The sequence below is a fragment of the Gordonia sp. BP-119 genome, from assembly GCF_016924115.1.
Classification (GTDB): domain Bacteria; phylum Actinomycetota; class Actinomycetes; order Mycobacteriales; family Mycobacteriaceae; genus Gordonia; species Gordonia hongkongensis.
Map to the genome: position 1 here is coordinate 1 of NZ_JAFFZF010000012.1, position 11,720 is coordinate 11,720.

Annotated in this window: 12 protein-coding genes and 1 rRNA gene; 9 read left to right on the forward strand and 4 right to left on the reverse strand. The window is 67.4% G+C overall.

Translation table 11 applies throughout. From position 1 onward, the window contains the following. Positions 1 to 172 precede the first annotated feature (172 nt). A 5S ribosomal RNA gene (gene rrf / locus JW364_RS09270) occupies positions 173 to 289 on the forward strand. A 56-nt stretch (positions 290 to 345) separates the two neighbouring features. Here rrf and JW364_RS09275 read toward each other — a convergent pair. Further along, on the reverse strand, positions 346 to 2,211 hold the full coding sequence (locus JW364_RS09275; protein WP_205333519.1) for an NAD(P)/FAD-dependent oxidoreductase: 1,866 nt from the start codon (positions 2,209 to 2,211) through the stop codon (positions 346 to 348). Between the two features lie 155 nt (positions 2,212 to 2,366). On the opposite strand from JW364_RS09275, the gene JW364_RS09280 reads away from it, so the two are divergent. Beyond that, positions 2,367 to 3,626 (forward strand): helix-turn-helix domain-containing protein, encoded by a 1,260-nt coding sequence (locus JW364_RS09280; RefSeq protein ID WP_205333520.1) that lies wholly within the window; start codon positions 2,367 to 2,369, stop codon positions 3,624 to 3,626. 11 nt (positions 3,627 to 3,637) lie between these two features. Here the strand turns inward: JW364_RS09280 and JW364_RS09285 are convergent, their stop codons facing one another. Both JW364_RS09285 and JW364_RS09290 read right to left on the reverse strand, forming a co-directional pair. Next, positions 3,638 to 4,324, reverse strand: coding sequence for a response regulator transcription factor (locus JW364_RS09285; RefSeq protein WP_205333521.1), 687 nt, complete (start codon positions 4,322 to 4,324; stop codon positions 3,638 to 3,640). After that, positions 4,321 to 5,493: a histidine kinase gene (locus tag JW364_RS09290; RefSeq protein ID WP_307814765.1), complete on the reverse strand. Its 1,173-nt coding sequence runs from the start codon at positions 5,491 to 5,493 to the stop codon at positions 4,321 to 4,323. Before JW364_RS09290 ends, JW364_RS09285 begins: the two co-directional genes overlap by 4 nt. Positions 5,494 to 5,653: 160 nt before the next feature. Here JW364_RS09290 and JW364_RS09295 point away from each other — a divergent pair, with 160 nt between their 5' ends. Together JW364_RS09295 and JW364_RS09300 are read left to right on the forward strand one after the other, a co-directional pair. Beyond that, on the forward strand, positions 5,654 to 6,295 hold the full coding sequence (locus JW364_RS09295) for a universal stress protein (protein WP_205333522.1): 642 nt from the start codon (positions 5,654 to 5,656) through the stop codon (positions 6,293 to 6,295). A 26-nt stretch (positions 6,296 to 6,321) separates the two neighbouring features. Beyond that, positions 6,322 to 6,921, forward strand: a complete 600-nt coding sequence (locus tag JW364_RS09300; protein WP_068971892.1) for an MSMEG_1061 family FMN-dependent PPOX-type flavoprotein — start codon at positions 6,322 to 6,324, stop codon at positions 6,919 to 6,921. Positions 6,922 to 6,930: 9 nt separating this feature from the next. Here JW364_RS09300 and JW364_RS09305 read toward each other — a convergent pair whose 3' ends face one another. Further along, positions 6,931 to 7,815, reverse strand: coding sequence for an alpha/beta fold hydrolase (locus JW364_RS09305; RefSeq protein WP_205333523.1), 885 nt, complete (start codon positions 7,813 to 7,815; stop codon positions 6,931 to 6,933). A 73-nt stretch (positions 7,816 to 7,888) separates the two neighbouring features. On the opposite strand from JW364_RS09305, the gene JW364_RS09310 reads away from it, so the two are divergent. The 5 genes from JW364_RS09310 to crcB all read left to right on the forward strand — a co-directional run bounded on the left by JW364_RS09310 (position 7,889) and on the right by crcB (position 11,695). After that, positions 7,889 to 8,332 carry a MarR family transcriptional regulator gene (locus JW364_RS09310; protein ID WP_307814766.1) on the forward strand — a complete coding sequence of 148 codons (444 nt, stop codon included), beginning with the start codon at positions 7,889 to 7,891 and terminating at the stop codon, positions 8,330 to 8,332. Positions 8,333 to 8,486: 154 nt separating this feature from the next. Then, a complete protein-coding gene (locus JW364_RS09315) occupies positions 8,487 to 10,364 on the forward strand; it encodes a propionyl-CoA synthetase (protein ID WP_205333548.1) in 1,878 nt (625 codons plus the stop codon). Between the two features lie 4 nt (positions 10,365 to 10,368). Continuing rightward, the gene (locus JW364_RS09320) at positions 10,369 to 10,851 is read left to right on the forward strand and encodes a DUF6790 family protein (protein ID WP_159371260.1); all 483 of its coding nucleotides are present in this window, start codon (positions 10,369 to 10,371) and stop codon (positions 10,849 to 10,851) included. A 14-nt stretch (positions 10,852 to 10,865) separates the two neighbouring features. Next, on the forward strand, positions 10,866 to 11,330 hold the full coding sequence (locus JW364_RS09325) for a CrcB family protein (RefSeq protein ID WP_068971865.1): 465 nt from the start codon (positions 10,866 to 10,868) through the stop codon (positions 11,328 to 11,330). After that, entirely contained in the window at positions 11,327 to 11,695 is a 369-nt protein-coding gene (gene crcB, locus JW364_RS09330; protein ID WP_175401157.1) for a fluoride efflux transporter CrcB, read from the forward strand. The genes JW364_RS09325 and crcB overlap by 4 nt, the downstream gene beginning before the upstream one ends. The last annotated feature ends 25 nt before the right edge of the window (positions 11,696 to 11,720 follow it).

The following is an 11,720-nucleotide window of genomic DNA, read 5'->3' on the forward strand; positions in this document are numbered from 1 at the left end:
ACGCACAGCAATGTGTTCAGGTGACTGGTACTAATCGGCCGAGGACTTACCAACAACACCCACAACATCACCAAACCTCAGGTTCGGTTGGTGTTCGCATCCACTATGTACTTCTGAAACAACACACAACAAAACAAACAAACACTGTTGTGCGACAGTTGTTTCACAAAGTTACGGCGGCTATAGCGGAGGGGAAACGCCCGGCCCCATTCCGAACCCGGAAGCTAAGCCCTCCAGCGCCAATGGTACTGCACCCTAATCAGTGTGGGAGAGTAGGACACCGCCGAACACAATTTCAGAAAGGCCCCGCAACCCTCGTGGTTGCGGGGCCTTTCTCATTGGTGATCAGCTCAGGTGGTGGACGTCCGCCAAGCCGTATACGGGCGTGGGGATTCCTTCATATCGCGCCTTCAGCTGTAGCGCGAGATACAGCGAATAGTGTCGCGATTGGTGCAGATTTCCGCCGTGGAACCACAGGCCCGGTTGCTGGGTGGGCTTCCACATGTTCCGCTGCTCGCCCTCCCAGGGGCCCGGGTCCTTGGTCGTCTCGGAACCGAGTCCCCACACCTTGCCGACACGGTCGGCGACCTCCTGGCCCATGAGGTCGGCGGCCCAGCCGTTCATCGATCCGTACCCTGTGGCGTAGACGACCACGTCGGCGTCGATCTCGGTCCCGTCGGCGAGCACCACCGAATTCTCGGTGAGGTGGTCCAGTTGACCGTGGACCAGCTTGATCGTTCCGTCGGCGATGAGTTCGCTCGCGCCCACGTCGATGTAGTAGCCGGATCCGCGGCGTAGGTACTTCATGAAGAGTCCGGAGTCGTCGTCGCCGAAGTCGAGCTCGAAGCCGGCCGCCTCGAGTCGTTCGTAGAATTCCTTGTCCTGCTCGCGGATCTGGTCGTACACCGGTACCTGGAACTGGTGCATGATCCGGTAGGGCAATGAGGCGAAGGTGAGATCCGCCTTCTTGGTCGTCATTCCGGAGGCGACCGCCTCCTCGCTGTACAGGGAACCGAGGGCGATCGACCGCAGCGAGTCGGATTTCACGATGTGGGTCGAGGAGCGCTGCACCATCGTGGCGTCGACGCCGTTGTCCACCAGCGCCTTGCAGATGTCGTGCGCGGAGTTGTTGGAGCCGATGACGACGACCTTCTTGCCGAGGTAGCCGTCCGGTCCGGGATGTGCGCTCGAGTGGTGTTGCTCGCCGGCGAACACATCCTGCCCGGGGACCGAAGGGACGGCAGGTTTGCCGGACATCCCGGTCGCAAGGACCAGCTGCGTCGGATGGAGCGTGAGGCGCTCACCGTCCCGGTCGACCTCAACCGTCCACCGTGACTCGGCCTCGTCGTACTCAGCGGACAGACACGTCGTCTTGCTCCAGTACGGAACCTCCATGACCTTGGTGTAGAACTCGAGCCAGTCGCCGATCTTGTCCTTGGGTGCGAAGACCGGCCAGTTGTCGGGGAACGGCAGGTACGGGAGATGGTCGTACCAAACCGGGTCGTGCAGGCACAGCGACTTGTAGCGTTTGCGCCACTGGTCCCCGGGACGGTCATGGCGATCGACGACGACCGACGGCACGCCGAGCTGGCGGAGTCGTGCGCCGAGCGCGATACCGCCCTGCCCGCCGCCGATCACCAGCACGTACGGTTGCGCCGACCGTCCGAGCGACAATTCCTCGTCGGCCTTCTTCTCCGCCCAGGAACGGGTGTCGGGATCGGAACCGTGCACCGCCCCGAGCGGTCGATTCGGGCCGGCCGACTCCTCGTGTCCCTTCAGTTCCTGCATTGTCGTCAACAGCGTCCAGGCCTTGTCCTCCCCGGCGTCGCGCCCGCCACCGTCGGTGCCGTCGTCGTCGCGACGGATGCGCAGGTGTCCCTCACACCGTCCGACGGCGGTCTCGAACGCGATGAACGCCGAGACGACGCCGTCCCCGTCGTCGGTGGCCGGTTCAGTGGTGGTGAAGTTCGACGGGCGGGTGTCCGCGAGACGCGCGGTCAGCATGTCGGCGATCTGCTCGTGGCCCTCCACCGTCTTGATGTTCCAGGTGAATGCTGTCAGGTCGCGCCAGTAGCTGTCGGTCAGAAACGCGTTCGTCGCGCGGGCGATGTCGTCTGCGGCGAGTGCGGATTCGAACTCACGCAGCCAGGCGTCCATCCGCTCCTGCGGGGTGCGGTCGAGATGGACCAGCGGTTCCAATGTCTGAGTCATGATGCCTCCTCGAGATGTGCCCCGCGAACGTGATGTGGAACACAGCGGGTTGTGGACAGCAGACGCCCCGGCGCCGGGTGGCGGCAAGGGTTGCAGGGGGTTGCGAGGGGCGAGGTACGTTGTCGTCGTCTGTGACGTGACGCACAATCGAAGAGATGAACGCTTACGAGTCGGCCTCCGAGCTGGAGCCCGCGGTCCACGCCGGCGACGATCCGCGCGAGTTTGCGTCCGTTCTCAGCGCGGTTCACGACGCGGCGATGTCGGGCGGGCGCATGCCGGCGCGTCCGCGGAGCGTCATCGACGACTCGTGGCGGCGACTCCGACGTGCCGGTCTCGACCCGGACGTGGACTGTGCCGGGGAACGGACGCTTCAGCTCGAGGAGCTCGAGGAACGCCGCCGACGCTCCGGCCTGGCGGAGGTCGTGGACGAGCTGGCACGTGGCCTCGACTCGCTGATCGCCGACGGCGACAACATCCTGGTCGTCTCGGATGCCGATGGGCACGTGCTGTGGCGGAGCGGATCGTCGAAGGTGCTCACGCGCGCGGACACTCTCGGATTCGTCGAGGGTGCCGACTGGGCCGAGGGCTCGGTGGGGACCAACGCGATTGGTACGGCACTGATGTCCGGTCGTTCGGTGCAGGTGTTCTCGGCCGAGCACTTCGTGCGCAGTCATCATTCGTGGACCTGTACCGGTGCACCGATCAAGGACCCGCGGACCGGTGAGATGTTGGGGGTGGTCGATGTGAGTGGTCCGGCCGCCACCATCCATCCGACCACCTTGGCGCTGGTGCATGCGGTCGCCCGGCTGGCCGAATCACAACTACGCGAGAGCCACCACCGACGACTCGATTCGTTGCGGGCGGTGGCCGCGCCGATCCTCGCCCGCATGCCCGGCCCGGCGTTGGCGGTCGACACCGACGGGTGGGTCGCCGCCGTGGACACCGTGTGTCCGCGATCGCGACTGATCCTGCCGCCGCGGCTCGGCCCCGGCCGGATCTTCGTGAATGCGCTGGGGGAGTGCGACGTCGAGGCGTTGCCCGGCGGATGGTTGGTGCGCGTCGCGGAGACCTCGGACGCATCCACCACACGGGTGATCGTGCGGGTACCGCCGGACGCGTCGGGTCTCCGAAATGTCGAGGTCACCGTCGAAGGCGCGAGCGGTGCCTGGACCCATCGCTGTTCGCCCCGGCATGGCGAGATCCTCACCCTCCTGGCGCGACGGCCCGCCGGCGTCACCGCGGCCCAGATGTCGATGCATCTGTTCGGCGTCGACGACCGGACGGTCACCGTGCGGGCCGAGATGTCCCGGCTGCGCAAGTACTTCGGTGGTCTGCTCGTGGCGGGCCCGTACCGGTTCGTCGATGGGGTCGACGTCGAGGTGATCGCCCCTGAGATCACCACCGTGCACGACTGATCTACACGGGCTCAGTCGTACTCGGCGACCACGAGCCCACGGTCGAAGGCGTATACGATCGCCGCCGCCCGGTCGCGGAGGTCGAGCTTCGTGAAGATGTGGTTGATGTGGCTCTTCACGGTCACCTGCGAGATGCCGAGGGCCGCACCGATTTCCGCGTTGGTGCGGCCGCGGGCGATCAGGCGGAGGACATCGGTCTCGCGGTCGGTGAGTCCGGGCACGGTGCTCACCTGCTCACGCCCCGACCGTCGGAAACCGTGGAGAACGCGTTCGGTCACCGCCGGGTCGAGGAACGCACCGTCACGGACCACCGCGCGGACCGCCCAGATCAGCGAGTCGGCCGGCGAGTCCTTGAGTATGAATCCGGCCGCTCCGGCGCGCAGGGCACGGGACAACAGGGCGTCGTCGTCGAAGGTGGTCAGGATCAGCACCGGCGGCGGCTCCCGCAGGGTGCGGACCATCGTGGTGGCGGTGATGCCGTCGACGTCGCGCATCCGCAGATCCATCAGGACGATGTCGGGCCGGTTTTCGGCGATCCCGGCGAGGACTCCGGAGCCGTCCGCGCACTCACCCACGATGTCGAAGCCGTCGCGCAGGCGCAGGATGCGACGCAGGCCCGTACGGATGAGCTCCTGGTCGTCGACGAGGAGAACCCGGATCGGGTCGGCCGCGGGATCGGTGGGTGCGGTCGTCGTCATGCGGGCACCCCCGCGGTGAGCGGTCGCGACGGCAGCGTCGCGTGGACCGACCAGGTGCCTGCGCGGTGCGCTGTCTGGAGCGTGCCGCCGAGCAGTGCCGCGCGCTGGGTCATTCCCTCGATACCGGTGCCGTCGCATTCTCGAGGCCGATCCTCGGTCGCCGGGTTCTCGACCGTGAGAGCCACTGCATCGGCCACCGACACCGAGACCGAGGCCTGCTTGGCCACCGAGTGTTTGACGACGTTGGCCAGGGACTCCTGGGTGATCCGATACAGCGCCGCACCGACCGGACGTGGCAGCTCGGTGAGGTCGCCGACGAGGCTGAAGTCGATGTCGACGCCGGCCTTGCGGTAGTCCTCGACGAGCCGGACGAGGTCTCCGGCGCCCGGTGACGGGGCCGTCGATCCCGTCGGCTCGGTCGTCCCCAGTACGTGGACGATGGTGCGGATCTCGGTCATCGCCTGTCGGCCTTGGCGTTCGGCGTCGGAGAGTGCCTCCAGTGCCTCCTCGATGTCACGGTCCTGTTCGAGCACGCGACGGGCGCCGGTGACGTTGAGCATGGTGATCGACAGGGAATGCGCGATGACATCGTGGATCTCGCGGGCGATCCGCTGTCGTTCGTCGCTCGCGGCGCGGTCGGCACGCTCGGCGAGCACCCGGGCCCGATTGTCGGCCAGACGCTTCTGGATCAGCATCATGTACCCGATCAGCCAACCGCACGCGACGCCGAGCGCGTAGATGGCCGGTGACTCGAGACCGCCGACGGCGCCGAACCACACGATGACGACGAGGCAGGCCGCCGTCACGATCAGTCCGCCGAGAAGGGGATACATCGCGGCGGCGATCGCCGCCACCAGGACGAGTTGGAGGGGGGCGGCGTCCGTGGGCGTCGGGACCATGAGGAAGCAGACCGTACTGGTGATCACGGCAGAGCACGGGTACGAGGTCGGCGGCAGGGTCAGGTCGAGCACCAGCGAGAGCACGGCGAGGACCAGCGCCGCGATCACCCACCCGATCTGATCGAACGAGAAACGTTGTGCCGTCGACACCAGGGTGACCACGACGCTCGACGACAGGATCACCGCGGGGTACAGAGGCGGGTAGTCGCCGCCCGCCCGTTCGATCCGCCGGCGCAGCCCCGCGCCCATCTCCGCTGTGAAGCCCGTCACCGTTCCAGGATAGTTCCGCAGAACTGCCGAACGTCCGCCTCACGGTGGATTCGGCTGTCCACCCTGGGGTGGAGAACCGGTCAACCCGCGGGATGGCGACTCGGGACTTTGGCCTCCATAGCGTTGTGAGCAGCCGATATCGCCGACCGAGGAGGACATCATGAGCACGCTGCGGACACGACCCCGGCGCTGGGAGCGCCTCGAGACCCGACCAGGGCCGACAGATCCCGCCCTGGCCCCGCCGATCGACGCGCGCGGCGTACCGGTGCCGGGCCACGCGGGGTTCGGCCGTCCGGTCGTCGTCGGAGTCGACGGGAGTGACGCCTCACTGCGTGCGGTGAAGGTCGCCGTTCGACTGCTCGGCGATTCCGGCGACCTGATCCTGATCTGCGCCACGCGGCGTCGTCGGAAAGAAGCGAGCACCACGCTGCACGACGCCCTCAAGGACGAGTCCTATCTGCTCTCCGGTCAGGCGGGAGTCGACGAGACCCTGCGGACCGCCGCCGAACTCGCGAGGTGGCACGGTGCACGGACGGTGTCGACCATGAGCGAGGTCGGCGACCCGACGTCGGTCCTGCACCGGGCAGCCCGACGTGTGGAGGCCGGCGCCGTCGTCATCGGAACCGGTGGGACACGACCGGGCTGGACCGCCCGACGTCTCGCCGGACGCCTCGACGCCGACGTCACGCTGATCGTCACCGACGGGTCGGTCCATCTGCGCCGACGGGCGGCGCGGGTCGACGATGTCCGCGACACCACCTGGACCTTCCCCTGGCCGGCGCCCGCACCGCGACCCGTGTAGCGACGGCCGCGTGACACGATGTGCAGATGCACATCACCGACGAGTCGAGGCTGCGGGAGATCGTCGGCCATCCGATGGAGCTCATCCGCGACAAGGCGCGGAACTCACTCGCCGACGTCGACCGGGAATGGCTCGCGGAGTCGCCGATGGTGTTCCTGGCGACCGCCGACGAACTCGGACGGATCGACGTGTCGCCCAAGGGCGACCCGGCCGGCAAGGTCGTCCACGTCATCGACGACCGGCACATCGCGATACCCGAGCGGCCGGGCAACCGTCGTGTCGACGGTTACCTGAACATCCTGCGAAACCCCCGAGCGGGCTCGATCTTCGTCGTGCCCGGTCGCGGCGACACCCTCCGGATCAACGGCCCGGCGCGCATCGTCGGCGACGCCGACTACTTCGACGACCTCACGGTCAGCGGTAAGCGGCCGATCCTCGCGGTGGAGATCACCGTCGACGAGGTGTTCTATCACTGTCCCAAGGCGTTTCTCCGATCCGATCTGTGGAAGCCGGACTCATGGCGACCCGACGCGCTGCCCTCGGTCGCGGAGATCACCCGGCGCGTGATGCCCGAAGCGGGCAACGAACGGTTCACCGAGGACAGCTTCCGTCCCTACCTGTACTGAACACGGAGACTACGTCGAGGCATCGTCGAGGGCGTCAACGAGCGCATCGGCGAGTTCATCCGCGGGCTCGAGGGGCAGTGTGTGGTGGGTGCCGCTGCCGAGGACGGCGACTGTCGCTGACGGCAACAGCTCTCGCACCCGCCGCGCCACGACGTTCGCTTTGTGCGCCCGGCTGTCCGGCGCGAGGATCACTGTGGCCGAAACACCTCCGTCGAGACGCGACAGCGCCTCGCGGGTGGGTCGTTTGGGCACGACGGTCGGCGGGGTGGGGAATCGGGCTCCCGCGCAGTACATGTCGTGCCATCCGGGGTCGAGTGCGGCCGCGCGAGTCTCCCATCGTAGGAATCGTCTCTGGCGTCTCGGATCGGGAGACAACAGGATCGGCAGAGCGCGCAGAAGGTAGGCCGGGCGCAGACCGGTGAAGCACGAAGTGGGGTCCACCAGGGCTAGTCGGCCCACCCGTTCCCGGGCGGGACCGACGGCGTAGGCAAGCGAGATCATGGCGCCGTAGGAATGTCCAGCGAGATCGACACGTGCCACTCCGAGTCCGTCGAGGACCGCCGACAGCCACTCGACGAGCTCGCCCATGGTCTGCGGAGGCCGGCTCACGCGGGAGCGTCCGGCGTCGCCGATGAGGTCGACGGCGTGAACCCGGCGTGTCTGCGCGAGACGATGGACGACGTTGACCCAGGACATCGAGGTCGCCCCGCCACCGGGGAGCAGGACCACCGGCGGTGCCCCCATCTGGCCGTAGTCATTGACCCGGGTGGTGCCGAAGGGGGTCTCGATGTCGAGTGGTGTTGCGCACGAACGTCGTGCCAGAGAGTCGTAGCGCGCGAAGAACATGGCGCCGTCGGGGGTAGCGGCGAAGTCGTCGATCGTCCGCTCAGGCATGCGGACCTCCCTCGGTAATATCTCGACTATCGAGAGACTAGACCATCAAACGATTCGTCGTATAGTCATCCCTGTGGCTGACGACGATCTGGTGCACCGATTGCGGTCGCTGACCATGGAACTCGATCTCTTCGGCGCCGGATTCGCCGCGCGAAACGGGCTGCACGCCACGGATGTCCGCGCCCTGGTAGCACTGCTCGACCGGCACCGGTCCGGCGACGTCGCATCACCTGGATGGTTGGCCGGACATCTCGGCCTCAACAGCGCGTCCACGACCGCTTTGATCGACCGCCTGGAAGCCAAGGGGCTGGTTTCCCGTGCGCGGGACGCGACCGACCGCCGGAGGGTCGCGTTGCAGGTCACCGATGCAGCGCACGAGATGGGGTGGTCGTTCTTCGGGCCGCTCATCGAGAAGGTGATCGAGGTGTCCGACGGCTACTCCGAAGACGAGTTGGACACCATCCGTAGTTTCCTCGATCGGATCACCGCCGCCGTCGCCGCCGCGGGAGACCGCTGACCGGCGAGCGTCTCGACCGCTCAGTGCGAAGCTCGGGCCGGTCACCACACGAGACGGGATCGCGCTTCGTGGTGACGGTCACACCGATACGCTCGAGTGGCGATGCGGCATCCGGGTGAGTTGGGTGCCGCTCACCGACGGCGAAGGGATGGCCATGGGCCGGTACATCGAAGCGTTCACACGGGCAGCTGACGATCGCGAGGGATTCTGGCTCGACGCAGCCGCCGCGGTGGACTGGGTGAAGCCGCCCACGTCGGCGCTCGACGACTCCGCCGCCCCGTTCTTCCGCTGGTTCCCGGATGCCACCCTCAACACGTGCGCCAATGCCCTTGATCGCCACGTCGCGGCCGGACACGACCGGACCGCGCTGATCTGGGACTCGGCGATGGTGGGCGAGGTCCGTCGGTACTCCTACGCCGAACTGCTCGACGAGGTCTCACGATTCGCCGGTGTCCTCACCGGGCAGGGGATCGGTTACGGCGATCGCGTGGTGATCTACATGCCGATGATCCCCGAGGCGGCCGTCGCGATGCTGGCGTGCGCGCGGATCGGCGCGGTGCACTCGGTGGTCTTCGGCGGTTTCGCTGCTCGTGAGCTCGCGACCCGTATCGACGACGCCGAGCCGGTCGCCGTCCTCACCGCCTCGGGCGGTCTGGAACCGGGCCGGGTCGTCGAGTATCTGCCGATGGTGGCCAAGGCCATCGAGTTGTCGGCGACGCCCCCGCGCGTCGTCATCGTCAAGGACCGTCCCGAGATCGGCAGTGTCGCAGCGGATCACGAGGGTTGGCTCGACTGGGACGACGTGCTCGCCGGTGCCGATCAGGTCGAGCCGGTTCCGGTCGAGGCCACCGACCCGCTGTACATCCTCTACACCTCGGGGACCACCGGGAAGCCCAAGGGCGTCGTCCGCGACAACGGCGGGCATGCGGTGGCCCTGACATGGTCGATGGCGAACATCTACGACATCTCTGCCGGCGACGTGTGGTGGACCGCCTCGGATGTGGGGTGGGTCGTCGGACACTCCTACATCGTGTACGGGCCCCTCCTCGTCGGAGCGACATCGGTGATGTACGAGGGCAAGCCGGTCGGTACCCCGGACGCGGGCGCGTTCTGGCGTGTCATCGGCGAACACGGGGTGAAGGCGTTGTTCACCGCACCCACCGCGATCCGCGCCATCCGCAAGGCGGACCCGGACGCCACCGAACTGAGCAAGTACGACGTGTCCTCGCTAGAGACGTTGTTCGCGGCGGGCGAGCGACTCGACCCGGACACGTTCACGTGGGCCTCGGAGGTACTCGGTGTCCCGGTCGTGGACCACTGGTGGCAGACCGAGACCGGTTGGGCGATCGCGGCGAATCTCCGTGGGCTGGAGCCGATGCCGATCAAGGCGGGCTCGCCGACGGTCGCCGTTCCCGGCTACCGCGTGGGCGTCGTCGACGCCGAGGGCAATTCGCTGGACCCGGGCGAGGAGGGCAACATCGTCATCGGTCTGCCGCTGCCGCCCGGAACCCTCGCCGGGTTGTGGCGCGACGAGGAGCGGTACCGCAAGTCGTATCTGTCGGCGTTCGACGGCTTCTACCTGACCGGTGACTCCGGCTACGTCGATGCCGACGGTTACGTGTTCGTTCTCGGCCGGTCCGACGACGTGATCAACGTTGCCGGACACCGGCTCTCGACGGGCAGTATCGAGGCGGTGGTGGCGTCGCACCCGGCGGTGGCCGAGTGCGCGGTCATCGGCATCCACGACGAACTGAAGGGCCAGCGTCCCAGCGGGTACGTGGTGCTCAAGTCCGGCGTCGACATCGACGCCGAGACTCTGCGCACCGAACTCGTGGCCATGGTGCGCGACGAGATCGGGGCCGTCGCGACGTTCCGCGACGTGACGGTGGTGCCGGCGCTGCCGAAGACACGGTCGGGCAAGATCCTCCGAAAGACCATGCGACAGATCGCCGACCACGAGGAGTACACCGTGCCCTCCACCATCGAGGACCCCGATGTCCTGACCGCGCTGGCCGCACAACTCGAGGGCTGAGTCGATGCTCGATGGTGTGCTTCGCACCGCGATCCGGCTGGTGCCGTTCGTCGGGCTGGTCGGCGCGATCATCACCACGATCGTCGACGTGTCGACCCCGGGTGGTGACCTGGGCCGGGATCTGCTCGAGAACTCCGTGTTGTGGATGATCGGTGTCCAGGGATGGATGACCGGGTGCGGCCACATGTTCTTCGGCGAGCCGATCGCCGAGTCGATCGGGTGGCCCCCGAAGACGCCGTGGCAATGGGAGGTCGGGCTCGCCAGCCTGGCGACGGGTGTCTTGGGCGTGATCGCATCGGGTTTCGGTGACGAGTTCACCCTTGCCACCATCATCGCGTTCTCGGTGTTCTACCTGGGCGCCGCGGTCGGGCACGTACGGGAGATGGTGACCCGGCGTAATTTCAAGGCGGGCAACGCCGGTCCCATCTTCTTCTTCGACGTGCTGGTACCGATCTACCTGATCGTGTTGTACGCGTCGGTCACGTAGCGGAGACTTGGCGCGTGCACCGAGACGAGCACCGCGAACTCCCGGTCGATCCGGACGAACGCCCTGTGCACCTGCGTGTGCAGGCCGTCGCCTGGGTGTTCGCCGGCGGGATTCTCGGCACCGGGCTCCGGCTGTGGGCCGAGAACTCGTTCCCGGTCGTCGAAGGGCAGTGGCCCTGGGCGACGTTCGGGGTGAACGTCGCCGGCGCGTTCGTGCTGGGAGCGTTGCTCGAGTTGCTAGTGCGTTCGGGACCCGACGACGGATGGCGCCAGCGCATCCGTCTCTTCGGCGGCACCGGCATCTGTGGGGCGCTGACCACCTACAGCACCTTCGCGCTGGAGATCACCGAACTGACACGGGCTTCGGCGGTCGTGACCGCAACCATGTATGCGGTGCTGAGCGTGGTGCTGGGGGTTCTCGCGGCGGGTTGCGGGATCGGAGTCGCATCGACGATCGCCGGGCGGAGGGAACGATCGTGATCGCGTTCGCCGTGATGGTGGCGGGAGCGCTCGGAGCCGTCACCCGGTTCGTCGTCGACGGAGCGATTCGACACCGATGGCCGTCGACGACGCCCTGGGGCACCCTCGCGATCAACGTCAGCGGGTCGGCACTGTTGGGTGTGCTCGCCGGTCTCGTCGTCTTCCACGGGGCGCCGCACGACTGGCAGCTGGTCCTCGGGACCGGATTCTGCGGTGGCTACACGACTTTCAGCACGGCTGCGTTCGAGACGGTGCGGCTGGGGCAGCAGGAGGACAGGTGGCGGTCCGCCGCGTACGCCGTCGGAACGCTGGTCGCGTCGGTGTTCGCGTGCGCGGCCGCCGTGTGGGTGGTGCGGCTCGTCTGATCGCCGGCCCACGAACGACTCGGCC